This window comes from Glycomyces sambucus, assembly GCF_900102815.1.
GTDB classification, from domain to species: domain Bacteria; phylum Actinomycetota; class Actinomycetes; order Mycobacteriales; family Micromonosporaceae; genus Glycomyces; species Glycomyces sambucus.
Map to the genome: position 1 here is coordinate 147,991 of NZ_FNGF01000005.1, position 22,824 is coordinate 170,814.

At 70.9% G+C, this 22,824-nt stretch carries 19 protein-coding genes; 15 read left to right on the forward strand and 4 right to left on the reverse strand.

Annotated features, from left to right (window positions below; genetic code table 11):
* Nucleotides 1–634 precede the first annotated feature (634 nt).
* Complete coding sequence (locus BLS99_RS16015; RefSeq protein ID WP_342761283.1) at nt 635–937, reverse strand: DUF397 domain-containing protein; 303 nt, start codon at nt 935–937, stop codon at nt 635–637.
* Nucleotides 858–1,691, reverse strand: coding sequence for a Scr1 family TA system antitoxin-like transcriptional regulator (locus BLS99_RS16020; RefSeq protein ID WP_091051926.1), 834 nt, complete (start codon nt 1,689–1,691; stop codon nt 858–860). Before BLS99_RS16020 ends, BLS99_RS16015 begins: the two co-directional genes overlap by 80 nt.
* Nucleotides 1,692–2,046: 355 nt before the next feature.
* Between BLS99_RS16020 and BLS99_RS16025 the strand changes: the two genes are divergently transcribed.
* The 5 genes from BLS99_RS16025 (at nt 2,047) to BLS99_RS16040 (ending at nt 6,885) form a co-directional block, all read left to right on the forward strand.
* The gene (locus BLS99_RS16025; RefSeq protein ID WP_143034835.1) at nt 2,047–2,349 is read left to right on the forward strand and encodes a hypothetical protein; all 303 of its coding nucleotides are present in this window, start codon (nt 2,047–2,049) and stop codon (nt 2,347–2,349) included.
* Nucleotides 2,342–2,668: a hypothetical protein gene (locus tag BLS99_RS16030; protein WP_091051931.1), complete on the forward strand. Its 327-nt coding sequence runs from the start codon at nt 2,342–2,344 to the stop codon at nt 2,666–2,668. The genes BLS99_RS16025 and BLS99_RS16030 overlap by 8 nt, the downstream gene beginning before the upstream one ends.
* 207 nt (nt 2,669–2,875) lie before the next feature.
* Entirely contained in the window at nt 2,876–6,199 is a 3,324-nt protein-coding gene (locus BLS99_RS16035; protein WP_091051934.1) for a glycosyltransferase, read from the forward strand.
* On the forward strand, nt 6,199–6,366 hold the full coding sequence (locus BLS99_RS26315; protein ID WP_176953387.1) for a hypothetical protein: 168 nt from the start codon (nt 6,199–6,201) through the stop codon (nt 6,364–6,366). Before BLS99_RS16035 ends, BLS99_RS26315 begins: the two co-directional genes overlap by 1 nt.
* 114 nt (nt 6,367–6,480) lie before the next feature.
* The gene (locus BLS99_RS16040) at nt 6,481–6,885 is read left to right on the forward strand and encodes a hypothetical protein (protein WP_091051937.1); all 405 of its coding nucleotides are present in this window, start codon (nt 6,481–6,483) and stop codon (nt 6,883–6,885) included.
* A gap of 70 nt (nt 6,886–6,955) precedes the next feature.
* On the opposite strand, the gene BLS99_RS16045 is transcribed toward BLS99_RS16040, so the two are convergent.
* A complete protein-coding gene (locus BLS99_RS16045) occupies nt 6,956–7,879 on the reverse strand; it encodes an LppU/SCO3897 family protein (protein ID WP_091051940.1) in 924 nt (307 codons plus the stop codon).
* Nucleotides 7,880–8,212: 333 nt separating this feature from the next.
* Between BLS99_RS16045 and BLS99_RS16050 the strand changes: the two genes are divergently transcribed.
* From BLS99_RS16050 to BLS99_RS16075, 6 genes are all read left to right on the forward strand, one after another.
* Entirely contained in the window at nt 8,213–11,647 is a 3,435-nt protein-coding gene (locus tag BLS99_RS16050; protein ID WP_143034836.1) for a putative Ig domain-containing protein, read from the forward strand.
* 375 nt (nt 11,648–12,022) lie between these two features.
* Nucleotides 12,023–12,430: a hypothetical protein gene (locus tag BLS99_RS16055; protein ID WP_091051944.1), complete on the forward strand. Its 408-nt coding sequence runs from the start codon at nt 12,023–12,025 to the stop codon at nt 12,428–12,430.
* Nucleotides 12,431–12,488: 58 nt separating this feature from the next.
* Nucleotides 12,489–12,881 (forward strand): VOC family protein, encoded by a 393-nt coding sequence (locus BLS99_RS16060; RefSeq protein WP_091051947.1) that lies wholly within the window; start codon nt 12,489–12,491, stop codon nt 12,879–12,881.
* 37 nt (nt 12,882–12,918) lie between these two features.
* The gene (locus BLS99_RS16065; RefSeq protein ID WP_091051949.1) at nt 12,919–13,461 is read left to right on the forward strand and encodes a low temperature requirement protein A; all 543 of its coding nucleotides are present in this window, start codon (nt 12,919–12,921) and stop codon (nt 13,459–13,461) included.
* A 5-nt stretch (nt 13,462–13,466) separates the two neighbouring features.
* Nucleotides 13,467–13,775 (forward strand): hypothetical protein, encoded by a 309-nt coding sequence (locus BLS99_RS16070; RefSeq protein WP_091051951.1) that lies wholly within the window; start codon nt 13,467–13,469, stop codon nt 13,773–13,775.
* Nucleotides 13,776–13,898: 123 nt separating this feature from the next.
* Nucleotides 13,899–15,587: a metallophosphoesterase gene (locus tag BLS99_RS16075; RefSeq protein WP_091051953.1), complete on the forward strand. Its 1,689-nt coding sequence runs from the start codon at nt 13,899–13,901 to the stop codon at nt 15,585–15,587.
* A 48-nt stretch (nt 15,588–15,635) separates the two neighbouring features.
* Here BLS99_RS16075 and BLS99_RS16080 read toward each other — a convergent pair whose 3' ends face one another.
* Entirely contained in the window at nt 15,636–17,174 is a 1,539-nt protein-coding gene (locus tag BLS99_RS16080; protein ID WP_091051956.1) for a peptide MFS transporter, read from the reverse strand.
* A gap of 185 nt (nt 17,175–17,359) precedes the next feature.
* On the opposite strand from BLS99_RS16080, the gene BLS99_RS16085 reads away from it, so the two are divergent.
* The 4 genes from BLS99_RS16085 (at nt 17,360) to BLS99_RS16100 (ending at nt 22,655) form a co-directional block, all read left to right on the forward strand.
* Nucleotides 17,360–18,313: a hypothetical protein gene (locus BLS99_RS16085; RefSeq protein ID WP_091051958.1), complete on the forward strand. Its 954-nt coding sequence runs from the start codon at nt 17,360–17,362 to the stop codon at nt 18,311–18,313.
* A 256-nt stretch (nt 18,314–18,569) separates the two neighbouring features.
* On the forward strand, nt 18,570–20,198 hold the full coding sequence (gene groL, locus BLS99_RS16090) for a chaperonin GroEL (RefSeq protein ID WP_091051960.1): 1,629 nt from the start codon (nt 18,570–18,572) through the stop codon (nt 20,196–20,198).
* 256 nt (nt 20,199–20,454) lie between these two features.
* Complete coding sequence (locus BLS99_RS16095; protein ID WP_091051962.1) at nt 20,455–22,353, forward strand: right-handed parallel beta-helix repeat-containing protein; 1,899 nt, start codon at nt 20,455–20,457, stop codon at nt 22,351–22,353.
* Nucleotides 22,354–22,454: 101 nt separating this feature from the next.
* A complete protein-coding gene (locus tag BLS99_RS16100) occupies nt 22,455–22,655 on the forward strand; it encodes a hypothetical protein (RefSeq protein ID WP_091051965.1) in 201 nt (66 codons plus the stop codon).
* Nucleotides 22,656–22,824 lie beyond the last annotated feature (169 nt).

The window sequence follows — 22,824 nt, forward strand, 5'->3', positions numbered from 1 at the left end:
TCGGAGAAGGGGGCGGGGACAAAAGTGGGGGCGGAGGTAGAGATGGATTTGCGGTGGTGGTTGGTTGCTGGAGCCGGGGTGGTGGGGGTGTGGCCCGGGGTTGAGGTGGCTCGGGTCGGTCGCGGACTCGGGCGCCGGGGGCGGGTGTTTGGCGAGGTCGGGCAGGGGTCGGGGGCTTCGCCTCGGCGGTGGCGGCCGGTTCTGCTGTCGGGCCGGTAGCCGGGGGAAGTACGCCAGAGCCAGGGGCCGGGGTCGTGCAGGTCGTAGGGCGCGGTGCGGAATACGTACCCCGAAAGGTTCCCCTGGGCGGGTGTCAGACGGTTTTCGGGCAGCGTCGGCCACGGTATCGTCGTCGATGACATCAGAATTCTTCTTTCTGTGTTATGCCGCCCGGTGGACAAAGTTGGTAGCTGTAGGCCACTGGGCGGCGCTTCATCTGAGCGCCTGTGCGGTTGACACGACCGTGACATGGTCACCGAACGTGTTGATGCCAGCATGATGAGCGATCTGTGGGTTTGTCAACCCCCGTGTGCGGTGTGTCGCCGAGTCTCATATGGACTCAGGCGTGAAATTTGCAAAAGTAAGGGGCCCATCCGGAACGGACGGGCCCCTTACTCGTGGGCTTGGTGCGGGCCTAGCGACCGGCAGCGGTCAGCAGGCTTGCGAAGTCGCCAGCGGCGAGGTCGAAGATGGGGGAGGCTTCACCCAGTTTCGAGTCCCTGACCTGGAAGGCTCCGGGAGTGTGCCGTGCCTCAACGCAGTTGGAGTTGCTGGTGCCACTGCTCCGACTGCTCTTGCGCCAGGTCTGACGGCACTCCACGCAGTTTGAGTTATTGGTGCCTGTGCTGCGGGTGCTCTTACGCCAAGCGGTCGCGCTTTGCATCGAGGTACTCCTCCAGTGGTGTTGCACGATGCCAGTTCGGCTCGATTGGCTCATGGTACAACTTCACGCGCTTCAACTCCTCGATGCATGAGGTTCGATCACGGATCTCCGTGAAGACGAAACTCGGGCCCGCGCTTGCACTTCCCTTGGGTAGGAAGAGCACAAAGTGTCCTCGGAGAGTGTGCGGTCTGGCCATCACGCGGAACTCGAAGTTTCGGAGGGCGTTCCATTCCCGCAGTAGGTCTAGTTGCTCGCGCCTGTCTCCCTGATCGAGTTCTCGAAGCCAAATGAGGGCGGCTTCTCCGATCACCACCTGCGACTTGAAGGGGTCAATTCGCTGGCGAAGTGCCTCTGCTCGCCGAACTTTGAAGTCCCTGCCGAAACGTGCTCCCTCATCGCTGCTTCCATCCAAGGGTTGGAGGACCTTGAAGTGAAAGGCGTCGGTTTGAAACGGGCCCGGGATCGTGTCCGGCTCCCACATGAAGGTGTAGTTGTAGTGTCGCTCTCCCTTCGATAGCAAAATCACGTTGAACCGTGGATCGAACTCCAGCCCAGGCCGGTCAGCCTTCTTGGTGCGGACCACCTCCTGGACATACTGAATCCGCTCTTCATCGGCCCCACCGAACTGGGTGATGATCTCGCGGACATCCCCGACCGAAGGCTGGCCCTTGCCCATCTTCCAGTTGGTGATGGTCTGCGGGTTGACATCCAACGCCCGAGCGACCTCGGACTCAGATGCGCCGCTGTCGTTGATGCAGTCGGTGAGGTCCTGAATGCCATACCAGTTGGCGAGTGAAAGCCTGGTCATGAGATGTACCCCGCATTCGGTGGGAAGTGCGTTGCTGGCTGATCATGATTGCATATGAGGCCCAATTGCGAAACCGGCGCCTTTGCGCTAAGTCGCTGCGCCCCAAAATATTTGAGGTCGCTTGATGCCTAAAAATTTTGGGCAAAAATTTTGAGAGTGAAGTCTTCGGGAAGAACTAAGCGGCCGTGTCTTGTTGCTACCAGCGGAAACGTCGCCTAACTTGGAGTCACGGGAGTCGCCGGATGTGGCTCTCGATTGGTGGGTAACGCCGGAAGGCCGAGTCGACACCCGTGCGGGTGACGGCCTTCCGGTACCGCTCGATCGGATATCCGACACTCCCGAATGGAGTACGAGCATGACGGCTGACACGACCGAATTGGTCCGGGGCTCATTCCGCGACGACTATCGGACCTACACCGTCCGCGCCTCAAGCGCGCACGCCCCGGACTCGTTCCAGGTGATCGCCGGGGGCCGCGACGACATCGTCCTCATCATCACCGGCCTCAACTCCGGCGACCTCAAAGCCACCTGGGGCCAGTACTGGGCCCGCCTCAAACCGCAGGACAAGATCTGGCTCGAAGAGCAGGCGTTCCGGGTCTTCTACCGCGGCAGGCGCGTCGTCGACACCGCCGCCCCGACCCGCTTCTGCAATGGGTGAGCCGGCCGCCCCAGACGGGGAACCGTACAACCTGCGCTCAGACGGCAAGCCCGGGATCGACGGCTACCTCGGCGACTTCCGGAGGGGCCCAGCGGTCTTCACGCTCTACCACCTCGGCGCCGACCATCCGGGCCGCGCCGAGCGGATCAACGCGTACCTCCTCGACGTCGATGACGGCGCCGGCCCGCGCGAGTGCTGCCGGTTCACCGACGACGCGGACGACGTGCCGGAATGGTCGAGCACCTGGCTCGGCGACGAATGGTGCCCGTGGCTCGCAGAACAGTGCCGGGTCCTCATCGAGGACCCCGACACCTCATGACCTGACCCTCCCCAAGGCCCGGTCGGGGGCAGGTGGGCCCCCGACCGGGCACCCTCAGACGGGGCCGGGCGATCCGTGGTGGGAGACGCCCGGCCCCTCTTCATCGGGGCGGTCCGCGAGCAGTCCACACAGGGGAGACGGTCCTCCGGGGCGACACGCCGCGAATATCGGGCACGCGCGGCCGCTACGGCTCTAAAGTTCCAGCTCGTGACAGGTTTCATCAACCGCCTGGTCGAGCGGTCGCTGGGAACGGCAGGGGTCGTCAGCGTCGCGGACGTCCACGAGTGGGGGCAGTTCCACAACTCGCGCCTGGCCCCGCACGTCCTCGCGCGCCTCGCCTACCCGGACGACCCGGATGCGCTGCTCAACCCGGTCGACCACCTCGCCCGGCTCGACCGCGCGGCGCTGAACCTCGAAGCCGTCTGCGCGCTCGGCGCCACCATCGGCCTCAAGGCCCGCACCGCTGAAGACCGGGCGCGTGCGCTCGCCCTCTTCGACCTCGCCGAACGCCGCCTCGGCGCCCGCATGCCCATCGAGTACCGCGAGCTGCACGTGATGACCGCGTACCTGAGCGGGCAGCGGGCGCGTGTACGAGCCCTGATCCGTACCTACCCCGACCTCCCCGCGAACCTCACCGGCGCCCTCCACTGCCACGCCGCCCACCCCCGCAGCGGCGGCAGCACCCGCGCGTACATGAAGCGGCTCAAGGCGTTCGCGAACTGGCCCGAGCTCGAACTCGACGGCTCGGAACCGAGCATCGACCGGCTCCGCACCGCCCCTGTGCGCGCCGTCGAGGGCGGGCCGCTCATCTCGGTCGTCATGACCTGCTTCGAACCCGACGCGCGGCTGCTGAGCGCGGTGCGTTCGGTCGTGGCCCAGTCCTGGCAGCGCTGGGAGCTGCTGCTCGTGGACGACGGCTCCGGGCCCGACTTCGCGGAGGTGCTGCGGGAGGCCGCCGGGCTCGATCCGCGCGTCAAGCTCCTCATCCAGCCCGAGAACGCCGGGACCTATCAGGCCCGCAACCGCGCCATGGCCGTCGCCGCGGGCGAGTTCATCACCGGCCTCGACTCCGACGACTGGGCGCACCCGCGGCGCCTCGAACGGCAGGTGGCGCCGTTCCTCCAGCAGCACCGCGTGGTCATGGTCGAGTCGCTGAGCATCGCCGTGCGCGAGGACCTGTCGCTCGTGATCGACCCGCAGACCGCGGTGGTCGCCGCGCGCTCGACGCCGATCATGATCCGCGCCAAGGAGGTCCTGGAACGCGTCGGGTTCTACGACGAGGTCCGGCGCACCGCCGACTCCGAGTACCGGTTCCGGATCAAGGCCGTGTTCGGCCGCAAGGGCGTCGCGCGCGTGAAGGGCGGGCCGTGCACGCTCGTGCGGCACGCCGACGGGACGCTCTCGGCGGGGGAGGTGTCGCGGCACTGGATGTCCGCCAGCCGGTTCGCGTACCACTCCGGGTTCACCCGCTGGCACCGCCGGCTCGCCGCGGGGGAGGCGTCCCCGCACCTCGCGTCGCGGGCCCGGCCGCGCCCGTTCCCCATCAGCGCCGACATCACGCGCGGCAGGACCCAGAACCTCGCGATCGACTACGGCCGCATCTACGCCGCCGACTGGAGCGCCCTGGACGAGCCCCGGCGCCGGATGCTCGGCGACGCCACCCGGCGGGCCGCGCGCGGCGCCGCGATCGGGCTCGTGCACTGCCCCGACTGGGTGCGCTTGGACGGGGACCGGTCGCTCATCCACGAGACCGTCCTGACCGCCGCCGCCGAACACGGCTTCGACTTCATCGACCTGGACGCACGGCACACCGCGCCCGTGGCCGTGCCGACCGCGGCGTACGCGGAGCTGCTGCGGTTCGAACACCCTGGGCTGGAAGAGGACCGGGTGCGGGTGCAATCTCCTGGGCCGGTGCCCGATGCGCCGTCGTTCCCTGAGATCGAACGGCATTCGGTGAGCCGGAGGCGGCAGGTGCGCGCCGTGGTCGGGCGGCTGCGGCAGGCCGCGCGGCGGCCGGTGAACGTCGCGGCAGGGGCCGCCGGGCTGGTCGCGATCGGCTCGGCCGCCGGCGTGTCCGTGCCGGCGGCGATCGCCACGGCCGGCGCCCTGCTCGCCGGGGCCGCGTATCTCAAGCTCCGCCGCGCGCTCGAACGGACCCGCATCGAGGCCGCGAAGACCAAGCAGGCCAAGGTCTCCGGTGCCGTCTCGGAAAGAGCGCTCCGCAAGGCGGCTCAGCTCGAGGCGCGGCTGCACCACGGCTGGTCGGGGTCCGCCGCGGTCGAACTGGCCGAACTCGCCGCGTCGAGTGAGGAGCAGTACGAGGCCCGGGCCCGCGCGCTCGCCGTCCTGGCCGAACACCGGTCCATCCGCTCGGAACGGGTTCCCCGCGAACTGGACTGCGACATCGTCATCGTGTCCACATTGAACCTCCGCGGCGGCACCTCCTCCGCGAACGAGGCCGAGATCCTCGCGTACCGGGCCGCCGGGCTCAAGGTCGGGCTCGTGCACCACCCCGTCAAGGACCGGGCCCTCGACCGCGCGATCGACCCGCGCATCCAGCGGCTCGTCGACGGCGAGCACGTGGTGCTCGTCCACCACGCGGACACCGTGCGCTGCGACCTCGCGATCGTCCGGTTCCCGGTGGCCCTGGCCGAACTCATGGAGGACCGGCCGCAGGTGGACGCGGCGCGGACGGTGCTGCTGGTGAACCAGACCCCGTTCGAGGAGTACGGGATCGCGGGCGGGTACGGCACGGCGTGGAGCGTGGAGGCCGTGCACCGCAACGTGACCGACTGGCTCGGCCCGCACACCTGGTACGCGATCGGCCCGGCCGTGCGCGACACGCTGCGCACGCACCACGCCGCCGAGATCGCGGACATCGATGTGGCCCAGGACTTCTGGTACGAGACCATCGACGTCGCCGACTGGACCCCCGCGCGGCCCCGGGTCCGCGCGGACGGCGCGCCGTTCCGGCTCGGGCGGCACAGCCGCGACCATGTGACGAAGTTCCCCAACATGGCCGCGCGGCTGCGCGCCGCCTACCCGGATTCGGACGAGGTCGAGGTGCACCTGCTCGGTGGGCAGGCGTCGATCACGCGGCTCCTCGGGGCGGTCCCGCCGCGCTGGACCTCGCACCCGTTCGGGTCGATGGGCGCGGCCGAGTTCCTGGCCGGGGTCGACGCGTACTCGTACTTCGTGGACGAGCAGTACATCGAGGCGTTCGGGCGGGCGCCGCTGGAGGCCATGGCGACCGGCGTGCCGTGCATCCTGGCCCCGAGCTTCGCCGAGCTGTTCGGCGACGGCGCGCTCTACTGCGAGCCCGCCGGGGTCGCGGCCCTGGTGCGGCGCTTGGCGGCCGACCCCGACTTCCACGCCGAGCGCGCTGCGGCGGGCCTGCGGGTGATCGCGGAGCGGTTCTCCCCGGAGGCGCTGGTGGCGCGGGTGCGGGGGCTGGGAGTCGGGGCCCGGCCCGCGATCCCGGCGCCTTCGGTGCCGGTCTCGGTTCCGGCGCAGAGTGTCGGGGGCGCCTGATGATCGGTGTGTTCGCGACCGAGGTCGCGGTGCTGGCGCTGCTGGTGCTGTCGGGGCTCGCGTGCGGGACGGCGTTCGAGCTGCGGCGGATGCGGCGGGACGTCGCCGCCAAGGAGGGGACGGTGGCGCTCTTGAAGCGTCTCGCGAGGAGCCCGGAGGGGGACTGACCTGGGTGTAAGGGCGCGTCAGCGCGGTGTCAGCGGCGTGTCAGGGCGGCCGCCGATAGTTGCTTCATCAAGGCGAACCGCCGAGAAACAAGAACCGCTTGAAGGAGCACCGAAATGTCGAACACCCTCTCCGCCGCCGACCAGACCGTCGTCGCCACCGCCGCCTGGGGCACCGTCACCCTCCTCTCGTTCGCCGGCATCGCCGGCTCGGGCCACAAGGTCGCCACGGACGCTTCGCTGGCCCTGAACGCCACCACCGGCGCGGTCGGGCACGCGATCGCCGACAACCCCAAGGCCGCCAACATCAAGGGCAAGAGCGCCGCCGCCATCGCCGACCAGGTCCTGCCCGCGCTGTCCGAAGCGGTGAAGGTCCTCGAAGCCCACGACCCGGCCGAGGCGGAGAACTTCCGCAACACGATCACCGTGGTGATCGAGGCCGCGAACCGGGCGCACAAGGGCGAGCCGTCCCCGACGCTGGCCGACATGGCCCGCAAGATCCAGGACGCCGTCAACGCGTAACCACTCCCCAGCACGACACCGAGGGGGCCGACCACGCCAGTGGCCGGCCCCTCGATGCGTCGTCTGGCGTTCAGAGCCAGTTCCAGCACACCGTGTAGGCGTGCTCGGGGAAGGGATCGCTCTGCCAGTAGGCCGATCCGTGCGAGCCGCAGAACGCGGTGTCGTACTCGCCGGTGCGGCCGGTGACGTAGGCGTTGGCCTGGGAGCAGTCGGCGAACGCGAACGTCCTGCCGTTCCCCTCCCCGCTGGTGTAGAGGCAGTTGTCGAGTTGCGCGTACCCCATGTCGTCGGGGTACACGATCCGCATGCACAGCAGCAGGTCCTGCTCGCCGATGTAGCCGGGGAAGTCGAGCGAGCCGTTGTAGTACTCCCACTCGGAGCAGCTGTTCGCGTCCTCGCCGCCCCAGAGCCGTTCGAGCACTTGGTAGTTGCCGACGTCGCAGCTCGCGATCACGTACGAGTCGCCGCCGCGCCCGACGCACTCGCCCGACTCGGCGTAGTACGCGTCGCCCCACGGGTGCAGGTAGCTCAGGCACAGCACCCGGCCGGAGCCGGGATCGAAGCCGAACATCGACCGGTCGACGGAGTCGCAGTCCCCGGTGCTCCCGCCGTCGTACACGTCGACCACCTCGAACGCGCCGGGGTCGCAGTAGGAGTCGACCAGGTCGAAGGCGTCCTCAGAGCCCTGGTTCAGGAAGCAGTCGCCCACGGCCGCATCGAAGGCGGGCTCGTCGGGCTCCTCCTCCACCACTTCCTCGTCCTGGTCCTGCTCGTCCTCGATCGGATCGACCGGTTCCGGGTCGACGTCCTCCACCGGCTCGTAGTCAGGGAGGGAGGTCGTCTCGTCGGGCGGGCCGTCGTCGAACTCGATCTGGAGGCCGAGAAAGGCGATCACCAGGCCGGCGAGGACTTCGATGACCACGGCCATGCCGACCTTGCCGAACAGGCGCTCGCCGAGGTCGGAGGGCTTGTCGTCGGTCGAGGGGTTCGACATGGGGCCTCGCTTTCGGTGGGCGGATCGGACGATCGTGTCCGCGCCGGTCCCACACCCGTCACCGATCGGTCATCTCTGCTCCCTCGGTACCGTTCAGCGCTAGATATCGGTTTCTAATTCTGTGATGATGGGACGGCTCGGCAAGCCTGTGGTGAGTCTTGCGGTCTTCATATTGTGTAGAGACCGTTATCTGTCACGGTCTTGATTCAGGCTGCCGCAAGCGCTATCGTCCGCATTGGTAGATGTCGATATCCGGAGGGCAGTGCATTGGAACGACGTGCATCGAGGCGCGGCGCGGGCGGGCTTGTTCCGCATCGGAAGGGCTTGGAGCTCATGGCGATCGGGGCCGCTCTGGCGACCGGGCTGGGGCTGGTGGTGCTGCCGGTCCCGGTGCAGGCGGCCGGGTACGACGGGCTGCTGACCGACCACGTGGTGGAGGTCAACGAGACCGTGAGCGACGCCGGGTTCACTCACCCCGGGGTGGGGCTGACGGCCGCGGATCTGCGCAACGCGCAGGAGATGGCCCGCGCGGGCGAGGAGCCGTGGGCGTCGTACTTCGCGGCGATGAGCGTGACCTCGTTCGCGGCCACCACCTACCGGGCCTCGAACTCGAAGTCCGCCGCGCAGCCCGATGTGCCGCTCGACCCCACGTTCACGCAGGTGGGGATGCGCAACCGCGAGACCAACGACTCGTTCGGCGCGCTCACGCAGGCGCTCATGTGGACGGTCACGGGTGACGAGGTGTACCGCCGCAACGCGATCCAGGCGCTGCGGACCTGGGGCGGGATGGACCCGGACCGGTACGCGTACTTCGCCGACGCGCACATCCACACCGGGCATCCGCTGTACCAGTTCCTCATGGCCGCCGAGATCATCCGCGCCACCGACCCCGTGGACGACGACACCCCCGGCACCTACAACGGCTACGACGTGGCCTGGTCGGCCGAGGACGACGCGAACCTGCTCACCAACTTCGCGAACCCGGTGGTGGAGACGTTCCTGTTCTCCAACGAGCGCTGGATGAACCAGCACAACTTCGGCCTGTTCGGGCGCATCGCGACCGCGATCTACGCCGACGACGCCGAGGGCTACGCCACGGGCGTGGAGTGGTTCACCGTCAACTCCGGCGACACCGCGTACGACAACGGCGCGATGGCGCCGCTCATGCCGCACATCGCGGCCGACGACCCGGCGAACCCGTACGGCGAGTCGTTCGTGCAGGTCCGCGAGATGGGCCGCGACCAGGCCCACGGCGAGTGCAACATCGACAACTTCACCGGCCTCGCGAGGATGCTCGAAGTGCAGGGCACGAAGGTCGACCCGGTGGCCGGCACCGTCTCGGGCGCCTCGGACGCCGTCTCGGCCTACGACTTCCTCGACCGGCGCCTGCTCGACGGCGCGAACGTGTTCTGGGGCTTCATGATGGGCGCCGAGACGCCGTGGATCGACGAGACCGGCGAGGGCGTCACGATCTCGCAGGCGTACCGCGGGCGCCTGTTCAACCCGGTGAACGAGCTGTACTACGAGTACGCGCTCGAACGCGGCGTCGACGTGGCGGCCGAGGCGCCGCACGTCGCCGAGCTCGCCGACCGCATGACCGGCCCCTATTACTGGTACGGGACCGGGGTCGCGAACTTCTGGGCGCCGGGGGACAAGAACCCCGAGTACTGGGTGGCGTTCCCCGAGGAGCTGGCCGGCACCGCGCCCGCGCCGCTCCCCGAGACCCCCGCATTGTCGTTCGCCGACGCCGGGCTGATCCTCGACGACGGCACCACGCTCGTGACCGAGGACGGCGCGGCGTTCGCGCGGGCCTCGCTCTCCGAGGACGGCACCACGAGCGTCGTCTCCCGCATGATGTACGGCACCAACGCCCGCATCGGCCTGCGGTTCCGCAGCGACGGGCCCGCGGACCTCGAAGTGCTCTACAAGGAGGAGGCCACGGGCTTGAACCCGGACGAGGCGCCGACCCGCACGCTCGCCTCGCTCGAACTGCCCGACACCGCGGGCGAATGGCGGTACGTGACCTACCCGGCGGGCGGCCAGAACGTCAACTTCTACCGCCTCACCGGCGAGGACGGCACCACCGTCGACCTGGACTCGGTGACCCTTTCGGGCGCGACCGACCTCACCGCCCCCGTCTTCGAATCCACTGAGGACGCCTACTACCTGACGGCCCGCGACGAGGCGGTCATCGACCTCGCCGCCACCGACACCGAAGGGACCGTGACGTACTCGGCGGACGGGCTGCCGCGCGGCGCCGAGTTCGACACCGCGACCGGGGTCCTCACCTGGGAGCCGGCCAAGCGCGACAACGGCCGCCACGAGGTGCAGATCGTCGCCGACGACGGCGAGTCCGTGGCCGCGCGCACCGTCGAACTCGTGGTCTCCCCCAACCGGAAGCGGACCGTGGACACCGCCGTCCGCGACGGGGTCGACCGCCGCGCCGACTACACCTCGGTGACCCGCGACCCGTACGAGACCGCGCTCGACGCGGCGAGGGACGCCGCCCGGCACGGCTCCGAGTCCGCGTTCGAGACGGCCCTGGCCGACCTGCGCGCCGCGATCGACGCGCTCGAACTCCTGAACCCGGCGCTCCCGGACGGGACGTTCGACTACGCGGGCGCCGTGGCCCCCAACGGGATCACCGCGGCGGCGGTGGCGGCGCTCGCCGACGGCGACAACACCACGCACTCCGGGGACCTGCGCTCTGGCTCGTTCACGCTCGACTTCGGCACGCGGTACCGGGTCGCGGTGGACGCGTTCGCGTTCCAGGCCCGCTCGCTGTTCCCGAACCGCTCGCAGGGCACCAACGTGTACGGCTCGAACGACGGTGTGGCCTGGGACCTCCTCACCGAGCACGCGACCACCGAGACGAGCCGCACGGAGACCATCGACGTGGTCGCCGAGCACGCGGGGGAGGCGTACCGGTACCTGAAGGTCCAGCTCGACGAGCCGGGCGTCCCGACCGACCCGGCCTATCCGGGCATCTGGTCGATCGGCGAGTTCCGCATCGACGGCGAGCGCACCGAGGTCCCCGGCACGGTCGACACCGTCACGGTGTCCTCCCCGGACGCCTTGGCGGGCAGGGTGACCGCGGGCGACACGGTGCACGTGTCCTTCGCGAGCGCGACCCCGATCACCGACGTGGCGGTCACGATCGGCGGCCAGGCCCTCGACGCGGTCTCCGCGGACGGCCTGGCGTGGAACGCGACCGGTGTCCTCGGCGACCTCGACGGCGGCGGCCGGCTCGACCTCGCGATCGACCACACCACAGTGGACGGCGAGGAGGCGGCGACGATCCACGGCGCCACCGGCGGCACCGCGCTCTACGGCTCCGACGAACGCGACCTCATCGACCTCGCCGCGGCCGAGGTCGTCACCGCCGCGGGCGACCCCGACCCCGCGAAGGCCCCGCACGCCGCCGCGATGCTCGACGGGAACGCCGCCACGTTCAGCGACGTGCCCGCCATCGACGGCCGGTTCCATCTGACCTGGGACTTCGGCGACGGCGCCCACGTGGTCCTCGACCGCGCCGACCTCCTCGCCCGCCAGGACAACAACGGCATGATCCGCATGGCCGACCTCGTCCTCGAAGGCTCGAACGACCTCCAGGACTGGACCCGGCTCACCGACCCGGCCGTGAAGAACCTCGACTGGCAGGGCCTCGACGCGGACGGCGGCGACGGCTACCGGTACCTGCGGATCGCCAACGGCGCGCTCATCGACATCGCCGAACTGCGCGTCTTCGGCAACCTCGACCAGGCATAACGAGCAGGCGTCACACCGCAATAGGCGCGGGGCCCCGGCCGGAACACCGGCCGGGGCCCCGCGCCGCTCCGCCCGTCAGGCACCACCGCCGCCCGGTCAGCCCCGTGTCAGCGGCCTGTCAGCGCACCCGCCGATAGTTGCGGCATGAACGAGCACCACGCGGCCCGGACCGCCCCGCCCGTCACCGGCGCCGGGACCCCGACCGCCGTGGGCGAAACGCGAATCCCCGCCGGCACCCGCCGGCCCCGGCCTATCGTCGAGACGACGCGGCCGACCGGCCGGCCCGGGACGGCGTCGACCGCACCCGCCACCGCAACCGCTACTGCACGACCGCACACCGCCGAACGAGACCGCAACCCGCGCAAGGAGCCCATCATGTCCGTCGAACTCACCGCCGCCGACAAGTCCACCATCCGCACCGCCGCCTACGGGGCCGTCACCCTCATGTCCTACGCGGGCATCGCCGGCTCGGCCCACAAGGTCGCCACCGGCGGCAGCCTCGCCCTCACCGCCGCCACCGGCGCGGTCGGCCACGTCCTCGCCGAGAAGAAGCGCGACTTCAAACTCCAGGCGAAGTCCTCCGCCGCCCTCGCCGACCAGGTCCTGCCCGCCCTCACCGCCTCCGTGAAACTCCTCCAGGAGCAGGACCCGGCCGAGGCCGAGAACTTCCGCCGCACCGTCGCCGTCGCCGTCGAGGCCGCCAACCGCGCCCACAAGGGCGAACCCAGCCCCACCATGGCCGAGATGACCCGCAAGATCACCGAGGCCCTGGACGCCGCCTGACACGCCGCCGGGGGCCCGAACGCGTTTGCGCCGGCGCCCCCGGGCCTACCCTCACCCCATGACCGGTACGCGACTGTCCCTGACCTCGATCACCGTCACCGCGCCCGACCCGCGGGCGCTCGCCGACTTCTACGCGCGGCTCCTCGGCACCGAGGTCGCCGTCAGCGAGCCCCCAGGCACCAACGAGCCCCCCGAGGCCGGGTGGGCCCAGGTCCGCACCGACGGCCCCACCCTCAACTTCGAGTACGAGCGCAACTGGCAGGCCCCCGTCTGGCCCGCCGCGCCCGGCCGCCCCCACGCCACCCAGCACCTCGACGTCCACGTCGACGACCTCGGCCTCGCGGTGGCCCACGCCGTCGAACAGGGCGCCCGCCTCGCCGACTTCCAGCCGCAAGAAGACGTGCGCGTCCTCTTCGACCCGGCCGGACACCCCTTCTGCCTGTTCCTTTAGCGCCCGCCGCGCGGCCTCCCCGCGATAGCATCGGCCGATGGACGCGGCGACCGGCACCGGAGACGGCTTCGGGCTGCCCGGCGTCGCCGCCGCGGCGCTCGGGATCGCCACCGTCGCCGTCCTGTGGCGCCTCTACCTCCGTGCGGCCCAAGCCGACACAGCACGGGACGGCACCGCACTCGACGGCACCACATCCGACAGCACTGCACCCGGCGGCACGGTCGGCACCACCGGCGACCGCACCGGCCGCGCCCTCACCGTCGCCGGTGCCGCGCTCGCCGCGATCGGCGGCGTCCTGGTCCTCCTCGACCCGCTCGGGACCGCCGGACCCGCGGTGATCGGCACCGTCGCGGGCGGGCCAGCGCTCGCCCTCGCCGGGGACCTCGTTCGCCGCCGCTCCGCCACCGGCCGCACCCCGTTCTCCCGGGTCGCCGCGATCGTTGCGCTCGCCGTCACGGCCCTCATCGGATACGCCCTGCCGCCGCTGGTGCTCGCCGCGCTGGCGTTCGCCGTGACGCTCCTGCTCGCGCTCGGCGCCTCCGGCTGGTTCCGGCTGCCGTCCCTGAGCGTGCGGGACTGAGGCCCGTGCGCGTCCTCGTCCTCGCCGGACTGCTCCTGGCGGTCCTCGCCTACGGGATCATCGCGAACGTGGGTGCCGGTGCGCCCCAGGGCTTCACCGGGGCCGACTGCTTCCACGTCGACGCCACCGGCGACCCCGGCCCGTGCGCGGACGCCCCCGAACCGGAGCCGCACGCGGCCGTCGCCGCCGCGAACTGGGAGTGGTGGGGCCCGGCCGCCGCGCCCGTCCTCCTGGCCGCGATCGTTCTCGCGGTGTGGCTGCGCATCCGGCGAGTCGGCTGCAGGCGCGCCGCAAAGGCCGTCCGAGCTACCTGAGCCCGGACGCTTGGACCCCGCCGCCCGAGCCCGGCCGCTCGAACTCTGGCTCCCGAACTGTCCCGCACCGTTCACCGCCCCCAGGCGCGCCACGGGTTCCGTTGGCTCCCAAACCGTGCCATCATGGGCATCATGTCCCGCCGCCCCAAGGACCTCACGCCCGAGCAGCTCCGCTTCGTCCCGCAGTCGCCCGTGCGCTGGCTGTCGCCGCGCACGCTCATCGACACGAGCATGCGGTTCGGCCTGGCCCGCGTGTTCGGCGGCTACGTCGACAAGCGGGAGATCATCGGCGGCCGGCAGCAGCCGGTCTACGACCACTCCGGCGCCGAGGAGCTGTGGTTCGACTACGTGGCCGACATCGGCGACGGCTTCAACGCGACCTACTCGATCGCGTACCTGATGGCGCAGGAGGAGCTGGTGGTCGGCGGCGAGCGCCTGCCGCGCGGCTCGATGCTCGTCATGGGCGGCGACGAGGTGTACCCGGCGGGGGACTGGCTGGAGTACGAGCAGCGCATGAAGGGCCCGTACGAGGCCGCGAACCCGGCGAGCCCGGTGGCGCTGTATGCGATCCCGGGCAACCACGACTGGTTCGACGGGCTGACGGCGTTCTCGCGGCAGTTCACCGAGGGCCGCACGATCGGCGGCTACCGGACGTTCCAGAAGCGCTCGTACTTCGCGCTGAACCTGCCGCACCGGTGGTGGCTGTTCGCGCTCGACGCGCAGTTCGACACGCACCTGGACCAGAACCAGTCCGACTACTTCCGCCGCGCCGCCGAGCAGCTCGCGCCGGGCGACCAGGTGATCCTGTGCGTGGCGCAGCCGTCGTGGCTGTGGACGTCGGAGGACCCGCGCTCGTTCGACCGGATCGACCACTTCATCCGCGACGTGATCGCCGCGCGGGGCGCGAGCGTGCCGCTCATCCTCACCGGGGACCGCCACCACTACTCGCACTACGCCGAAGTGGACGGTGTGCGGCACCTGGTGGGCGCGGGCGGCGGCGGGGCGTACCTCTCGCCGACCCACACGCTGCCCGACGAGATCACGGCGCCGCGCCGCTCGGTGCCCGAACCCGATGCGCCCGAACGGGAGTACCGGCTCGCGCAGACGTACCCGTCGAAGGCGAAGTCGCTGTCGTACGCGTTCGGGATCTTCGCGCGGCTGCCGTGGCTGAACAAGGGCTTCGTGGCGCTCATGGCCGTGGTGGGCCTGGTCGCGACGGTGTCCATCCTGGAGGGCACGGGCACGTTCGTGGCCGCGACCGCGGTCCTCATCGCCGCGGGGATCGCCTTCGCGCACCCGGGCGAGGGCCGCCGCGCCACCAGGCACTACATCCTCGGCGCGATCCACGGGATCGCGCAGGCCGCGCTCGCGTGGGGCGGTTCGCTCCTCATCAAGCAGGCCGACGACGTCGCCTGGATCACCTACCTGCTGTACCTGCCGATCGTCGGCCTCGCCGGGACGTGGCTCGTGGGCCTGTACCTGGTGGTCGCGAACCGGTTGGGCGTCAACGCGAACGAGCTGTTCGCGGGCATGTCGGTGATCGACCAGAAGTGCTTCCTGCGCATCCGCATCGACCGGAACGGCGCCACGGTCTACCCGATCGGCCTCGACCGGGCCGGGCGCCGGTGGGCCGCGAACCCCGAAGGGGCCGAGACCGATTCGTGGATCGTCCCGGTGGACCCGTTGGAGCCGCGGCTCATCGAACCGGGGTTCGCCGCGTCGCACCCGGCGCCGCCGGAGCAGATCCTGCCCCGCCAGAACCCGGTGCGGCGCCTCATGTCCCAGGCCGGGAGCTGGCTCGCCGGGCGCTGACCGCTCGCGGCCCTGGTACTGTCCGCTGTCCCGGCACCGTCTGCGGCCCTAGCGCGGCCGGGGCTCCGGCGGGGTCTCCATGACCGCGTCGGGGCCGTGCCCGCCCTGGCCCATGAGCCGGTGCAGGGCCGGGCTGAACAGCGCGAGCACGACGGCGGTGAGGATCGCCAGGCCCGCGAGGATGTAGAAGAACGCCTGCTCGCCGACGCGCGGCACCAGGAACGCGTACGCCTGCCCGCCCAGGGGCGTGCCGACGGCCGGGCCGAGGAACCACACGCCCATCAGCTGGCCCTTCAAGGTGGAGGGCGCGAGCTGCGTCGTCACCGACAGGCCCACGGGCGAGACGCACAGTTCGCCCCACGTCAGCAGCAGGTACACGACGACCATCCAGCCGAGGGCGACGAGGACGCCGCCGTCGGCGCGGCCCTGGAGCCAGCCGAGGAATACCCACGACAGGCCGGTCAGGCCCACGCCGAGCGCGAACTTGTAGGCCGTCCCGAAGCCGGTGCCGGTCTTGAGCCAGATCGCGCCGAAGATCGGGGAGAAGATCAGGATGAAGATCGAGTTGAAGTTCTGGACGCCGCCCGCGGGCAGGTGGAAGCCCCACGAGTCGAGGTCGACGGAGTTCGACGCGAACGCGGTGAGGATCGACCCCATCTGGAGGTACAGCATCCAGAACACGACCGAGGCGATGAACAGGCCCACGTAGGCGCGCAGGCCCGACTTCTCGGCGGGCGTGACGTCCTTGGCCTGCCCGAAGATGTACACGAAGTACCAGACGGCGGCGACGATCGACAGGACCGTGACGACCGTGGGCACGGTCGAGAGCGTCAGGGTGCCCGTGGCGGCCCAGATCGCGACCGCCACCGCGGTGGCGACGAGCGCGATGACGACGACCCGCACGACCTTGCCGCGCTCGGCGCCTTCGAGGGGCCGGGAGGGGCCGATGCCGGTGTTCGTCAGGCGCGACCAGCCGCGCACGTACCACAGCAGGCCCAGCGCCATGCCGACCGCGGCGGCGCCGAAGCCCAGGTGCCAGCGGTCGTCCCCGGCGAGGTAGGGCGTGACGAGGATGCCGAGGAACCCGCCGAGGTTGATGCCCATGTAGAACACGGAGAACCCGGAGTCGCGGCGCGCGTCCGAGTCGCCGTCGTAGAGGCGCCCGACCATCACCGAGATGTTCGGTTTCAGCAGGCCCGAGCCGAGGACCACGAGGAACAGGCCGAAGAACACCAGGCCCGGTCCCTCCACGGGGATCGCCATGGAGATGTGGCCGCACATGATGATCACGCCGCCGATGAGGACCGCGCGGCGGGCGCCGAGCACCCGGTCGGCGAGCCACCCGCCCGGCAGCGACGTCAGGTACACCGCGCCCGAGTACAGCGAGGCGATCGGCACCGCGACCGTGTCGCTGAGCCCGAGCCCGTTCTGGAGGACGCTCGCGGTGAGGAACGTGAGCAGGATGCCCTGGAGGCCGTAGAAGCTGAACCGCTCCCACATCTCGGTGCCGAACAGGACGGCGAGCCCGCGCGGATGCCCGAAGAACGTCTTCTCCCGGCCGGCTGCGGGGTATTCGCGATGGGACATCTCCGGCCCTCCCGTGTCGATCGGCGGCGTGCTCGCCTGTACCCGGCGCGGCGCGCGCCGACACCTGCCGACGCTAACCGCTCGCGCGACCCCGGGCGGGCGAATCGGACAACCCGGCCTCCACGCACGAATGCGCTGCGGCCGTTTGTCTGATATGCACCGTTACCTGGTCTACGATCCGGCCTATGAGCGACGATCCTTACTGGAACTCCGGGCAGACCGAGGAGCCCTCCGGCCGCTTCTCCGGCGGCGACCCCCTCGTCACCGACACCTTCGAAGGCTGGTGGCACGCCTCCTTCGACACCGTCCAGCGCTCCTGGCGCACCGTCGGCCTCATCCTCCTCATCGGGGTCGTCCTGCCCCGCTGGGTCCTCGGCGCCTACAACAACAACGTGCGCGCCCCCGAGCAGGACATCGTCGTCACCGACTGGGGGACCTTCGTCCGCGAGTACACCCCCGGCGCCCTCGCCGGGCTCATCGGGCTCGTCCTCACCCTCGCGGTCCTGTACGTCTCCGGCGCGGCCGTCCTCGCCGCCGTCCGCACCGCCGCCGCCGAGGCCGCCGGCGGCTTCCTCAGCCTCGGCGAGGCGTTCCGCTTCGGCTTCAAGCGCGGCGGCAGGTTCTTCCTGTGGCTGCTCCTCGCCTGGGTCACCGTCGCCGCCGGCCTCGTCCTGTGCGTCCTGCCCGGCCTGTGGGCGATCTTCGCCCTCAGCCTCATGGCCCCCGCCGCCGTCTTCGAAGCCCACCGCAGCCCCTACGCGCGCTCGATCCAGCTCACCCACTCCGCGTTCTGGCCCGCCCTCGGACGCCTGTGCATCGTCGTCCTCGTCGCCATCGCCGCGAACGTCATCATCGCCCTCGTCGGCCTCCTCCTCGCCGGCCTCTGGCACGCGGTCTTCGCCGGCTGGCTCGCCGCCGTCCTCACCGTCGTCACCGAAGCGGTCATGGCGCTCCTGCTCCTGGCCCCCATGATCTGGATCGCCTCCGCCGCGCTCTGCACCTACGCGTGGCTGCGCGGCCGCGCCGAATCGGTCTCCGCCACGTCCCTCTCCGCCGAAGCCTCCGGCGCCGCCGCCCCCGGCGGCTACACCGGCCCCGGTGAACCCGGCCACCCCGGATCCCCCTCGCCCACCCCCTGAACGGGACGCGCACCACCGCCACACGCACCGGACGCCGGGGCCCCGCCCCGGCGTCCGCGCCCCCCACCACTGATTCCGCGCCCCGGATTGGCACTCTCAAGGCGAGAGTGCTATACCTGGACCTGGCACTCGCCGCTGGGGAGTGCTAAACACGCGATGAGGTGGTCGGGTGCGCGCCGGACGGTGCGGGCCCACCGTCGCGGGTACGCCGCCTCACCGTCGACCACGAACACCATCCGAAAGGAAGCCATCCGCCATGGCGAAGATGATCGCATTCGACGAGGAGGCTCGCCGCGGGCTCGAGCGGGGCATGAACACCCTCGCGGAGGCCGTCAAGGTGACCCTCGGCCCGAAGGGCCGCAACGTCGTGCTGGACAAGAAGTGGGGCGCCCCCACGATCACCAACGACGGCGTGTCCGTCGCCAAGGAGATCGAACTCGAGGACCCGTACGAGCGCATCGGCGCCGAACTGGTCAAGGAGGTCGCCAAGAAGACCGACGACGTCGCCGGCGACGGCACCACCACCGCCACCGTCCTCGCGCAGGCCCTCGTCAAGGAAGGGCTCCGCGCCGTCGCCGCGGGCGCCAACCCGATCGCCATCAAGAAGGGCATCGAGAAGGCCGTCGCGGCCGTCGTCGAGCACCTCCAGGCCACCTCCACCGAGGTCGAGACCGAGGAGCAGATCGCCAACACCGCGTCCATCTCCGCGGGCGACGCCACCGTCGGCGCCATCATCGCCGAGGCGATGGAGAAGGTCGGCAAGGAAGGCGTCATCACCGTCGAGGAGTCCAACACCTTCGGCCTCGACCTCGAACTCACCGAGGGCATGCGCTTCGACAAGGGCTACCTGTCCGGTTACTTCGTGACCGACCAGGACCGCATGGAAGCCGTCCTCGAAGAGCCCTACATCCTCATCGCGAACCAGAAGATCTCCGCGATCAAGGACCTCCTCCCGACCCTCGAGAAGGTCACCCAGACCTCCAAGCCGCTCCTCATCATCGCCGAGGACGTCGACGGCGAGGCCCTCCCCACCCTCGTGGTGAACCGCATCCGCGGCATCTTCAAGTCGGCCGCCGTCAAGGCCCCCGGCTTCGGCGACCGCCGCAAGGCCATGCTCGGCGACATCGCCATCCTCACCGGCGGCCAGGTCATCTCCGAGGAAGTCGGCCTCAAGCTCGAGAACGCCGACCTGTCCCTCCTGGGCCAGGCCCGCAAGGTCGTCATCACCAAGGACGACACCATCATCGTCGACGGCGGCGGCGACGAGGACGCGATCCAGGGCCGGATCAACCAGATCCGCGCCGAGATCGAGAACTCCGACTCCGACTACGACCGCGAGAAGCTCCAGGAGCGCCTCGCCCGCCTGGCCGGCGGCGTCGCCGTCATCAAGGTCGGCGCGGCCACCGAGGTCGAGCTCAAGGAGCGCAAGCACCGCGTCGAAGACGCCGTGCGCAACGCCAAGGCCGCGGTCGAAGAGGGCATCCTCGCCGGCGGCGGGACCGCGCTGGCCCAGGCCGGCGCGATCGCCTTCGACAAGATCGAGGCCGACGGCGACGAGGCCACCGGTGTCGAGATCGTCCGCCGCTCGCTCGGCGCGCCGCTCCGCGCCATCGCCGAGAACGCCGGCCTCGAAGGCGGCGTCGTGGTGGAGAAGGTCCGCGACCTGCCCACCGGCCACGGCCTCAACGCCGCGACCGGCGAGTACGGCGACATGCTGGCCGCCGGCATCCCCGACCCGACCAAGGTCACCCGCTCGGCGCTGCAGAACGCCGCGTCGATCGCCGCCCTGTTCCTCACCACCGAGGCCGTCGTCGCCGACGCCCCGGAGAAGGAGAGCGCCGGCGCCGCCGGCGGCGGCATGGGCGACATGGGCGGCATGATGTAAAGCAGCCCTTCAGGGTTGCTTACTCGGGCCGACTGAGTACCGCGAGGGAGGACCGCTCACTGTAAAGTGAGTGGTTCTCCCTTTCTCTGTACTGGCTGCCAGTGCAGACGGCGCAGCCGCTGCGCAAGCGGCATACCGCCCCAACCACGGGCGGTATGCCGCGACGGCGCCCCCACGCGAACAACGCCCGAAATGTTTGCGCACCAGCCGATTCGGGCCCCTTCACACCGTGTGCGGCAACAGCTAACCTGTCCACGTGCCCCCCACACGCCTCACCGCCCCCGGCGCCGACCGCCGCCTCGCCGCACTCGCCCTCATGACCGGCGTCCTCGCCGTCCTCGTCTTCACCTGCTACGTCGGCGGCACCGCCACCGAGAGCCGCATCGCCGAACCCGACCCCTTCCCCGCCCTCCCCGCCACCGCCGCACCCCCCGCGTTCCGCGACGACGGCGACCTCCTCCTCGTCTGCACCGCCGACCACGAGGACTTCACCGAACGCAACGCCGGCGTCAACTACAACGAGCGCATCGGCAACGAACGCCTCCAAGAGGACTGCCTCGCCGACGGCCACCGCGACCTCGCCGCCGCCATCGCCGCCGCACAGCCCGGCACCCGCATCCAAGTCCTCCCCGGCCACTACACCACCGACACCGCCATCGTCGTCGAGACCACCGACCTCCAGATCGAAGGACTCGGCGACACCCCCGACGACGTCCAGATCGCCGCCCGCTTCAGCGCCGACACCGTCCTCACCGCCCACGCCGCCTCCGGCCTCTACCTCCAAGGCATCGCCTTCGGCCAGGCCCGCGGCGCCGCCCTCCGCCTCACCGCCGTCGAAAGCGCCGCCCTCGTCGAAGTCGGCGCCTTCCAGAGCGACGGCGCCGGCCTCCACATCGCCGACTCCACCGGCGTCGCCCTCACCGACTGCCGCGCCGACACCGCCGACACCGCCGGCATCCTCATCGAGAACTCCGGCGTCGCCGTCACCGGCTGCGAAGCCACCGGCAACGGCGCCGGCATCGAGATCCGCGGCACCGCCACCACCGCCACCGCCACCGCGAACCGCCTGCACGACAACACCACCGGCCTCGTCATCACCGACACCGGCCCCACCGCCGAAGTCACCGCCGACGACAACGTCGTCTACGGCAACAACACCGACGACTACCACCGCCTCGGCACCAGCGCCTGCGACCCCGCCGAACGCGACTGGACCGACCCCGCCCTCTGCCCCGACCGCACCTACCCCAGCGGCGTCGGCATCCTCGTCGCCGACGGCACCGGCACCACCGTCACCGGCAACCGCATCTGGAACCAGCAGACCGCCGCCGTCGCCGCCTGGGGCACCCCCGGCCAGGAGACCGGCCTCGGCGGCGACCGCAACACCTTCAGCGACAACACCTACGGCGAACGCGAAGACGGCGCCCGCCACCGCAACCGCCTCGACCTCTGGTGGGACGGCACCGGCGTCGGCAACTGCTTCGACGAACCCCGCACCCACCGCACCACCCCCGCCGTCCTCCCGCCCTGCGGCACCGACACCGCCCGCGTCATCGGCGACCCCCTCCGCACCCTCAAAGCCGCCGAATGCGGCCTCCAGAGCACCGACGACCTCTCCCGCACCTGCGACTGGCTCGGCGCCCGCTTCACCGACCGCCTCGAATTCCAGGCCGCCGTCGCCTTCGCCGCCGTCCTCCTCTTCCTCGCCGGCGCCGGCTGGCTCGGCGCCGCACGCTCCCCCAACCCGCCCCGCGCCGGAGCGATGACCTTCTCCGCCATCGCCACCGGATGCGGCGCCCTCCTCTTCGTCCTCGCCGTCTGGTCCGGCCGCGCCGACTACGAAGCCCTCGCCGTCGCCCTCTGGGGCTTCGGCTGGCTCCTCGCCGGACGCTCCTGGTACGGCTCCGGCGTCCGCTTCCTCGGCGCCTTCACCCTCCTCATCGGCGCCCTCGCCGTCCTCGACGCCGTCGACCGCGGCATCGCCACCCTCTCCCCGATGCCCGTCGCCCCCGCCTGGCTCTGGATCGCCCTCCTCCCCTTGTGGACGCTCTTCGCCCTCGGCGCCGCCTTCGGCCCCCGCCGCGTCCACGACACCCCCGCCCCGATCGAACGCACCCCCGTCACCGCCCCCGCCAGCGACCGCTGGGACTACTGACCGCCCCTCCACCGCACCACCACTCAAGCCCGGCCCCGGGCCCGGCCGCCCGAAACGCTCTGCGAAAGCGGGGTACCGCCCGATCGCGTACTGTTGCCCCCATGACTTGGACCTGGAAGCTCGAAGACGCCGAAGGCAACACGCTCGACACCCCCGACAGCGACCTGGGCAGCCAGGGCGACGCCGAATCATGGCTCGGCGAGCGCTGGCGCGAATTCGCCGAGCAGGGCGCCTCGACCGCGGTCCTCCAGGAGGACGGCAAGACCGTCTACCGCATGGACCTCACCCCCGCCGAGGAGTAGCCGGAGGGCCCAGAAGGCGAACGGTCCGGCCGCCGCGGCGGCCCGCCGCACACGCCCGCCGGCGAGGCAGGGCGGTGCGCCGCACCCGATCCGTCCGCGACATGGCACGGCACGCGCTCGCGCAGCCGCCGCGCTCGCCCACCGCCGCGAAACAGCGGGTTCACCGCGC

Coding starts and splice junctions, on each gene's coding strand:
- groL (WP_091051960.1), top strand. CDS start 18,570: ATGGCGAAGATGATCGCATTCGACGAGGAGGCTCGCCGCGGGCTCGAG.
- BLS99_RS16050 (WP_143034836.1), top strand. CDS start 8,213: ATGGCGATCGGGGCCGCTCTGGCGACCGGGCTGGGGCTGGTGGTGCTG.
- BLS99_RS16080 (WP_091051956.1), bottom strand. CDS start 17,174: ATGTCCCATCGCGAATACCCCGCAGCCGGCCGGGAGAAGACGTTCTTC.
- BLS99_RS16040 (WP_091051937.1), top strand. CDS start 6,481: ATGTCGAACACCCTCTCCGCCGCCGACCAGACCGTCGTCGCCACCGCC.
- BLS99_RS26315 (WP_176953387.1), top strand. CDS start 6,199: ATGATCGGTGTGTTCGCGACCGAGGTCGCGGTGCTGGCGCTGCTGGTG.
- BLS99_RS16065 (WP_091051949.1), top strand. CDS start 12,919: ATGGACGCGGCGACCGGCACCGGAGACGGCTTCGGGCTGCCCGGCGTC.
- BLS99_RS16030 (WP_091051931.1), top strand. CDS start 2,342: ATGGGTGAGCCGGCCGCCCCAGACGGGGAACCGTACAACCTGCGCTCA.
- BLS99_RS16020 (WP_091051926.1), bottom strand. CDS start 1,691: ATGACCAGGCTTTCACTCGCCAACTGGTATGGCATTCAGGACCTCACC.
- BLS99_RS16045 (WP_091051940.1), bottom strand. CDS start 7,879: ATGTCGAACCCCTCGACCGACGACAAGCCCTCCGACCTCGGCGAGCGC.
- BLS99_RS16015 (WP_342761283.1), bottom strand. CDS start 937: ATGAGCCAATCGAGCCGAACTGGCATCGTGCAACACCACTGGAGGAGT.
- BLS99_RS16075 (WP_091051953.1), top strand. CDS start 13,899: ATGGGCATCATGTCCCGCCGCCCCAAGGACCTCACGCCCGAGCAGCTC.
- BLS99_RS16055 (WP_091051944.1), top strand. CDS start 12,023: ATGTCCGTCGAACTCACCGCCGCCGACAAGTCCACCATCCGCACCGCC.
- BLS99_RS16060 (WP_091051947.1), top strand. CDS start 12,489: ATGACCGGTACGCGACTGTCCCTGACCTCGATCACCGTCACCGCGCCC.
- BLS99_RS16025 (WP_143034835.1), top strand. CDS start 2,047: ATGACGGCTGACACGACCGAATTGGTCCGGGGCTCATTCCGCGACGAC.
- BLS99_RS16085 (WP_091051958.1), top strand. CDS start 17,360: ATGAGCGACGATCCTTACTGGAACTCCGGGCAGACCGAGGAGCCCTCC.
- BLS99_RS16100 (WP_091051965.1), top strand. CDS start 22,455: ATGACTTGGACCTGGAAGCTCGAAGACGCCGAAGGCAACACGCTCGAC.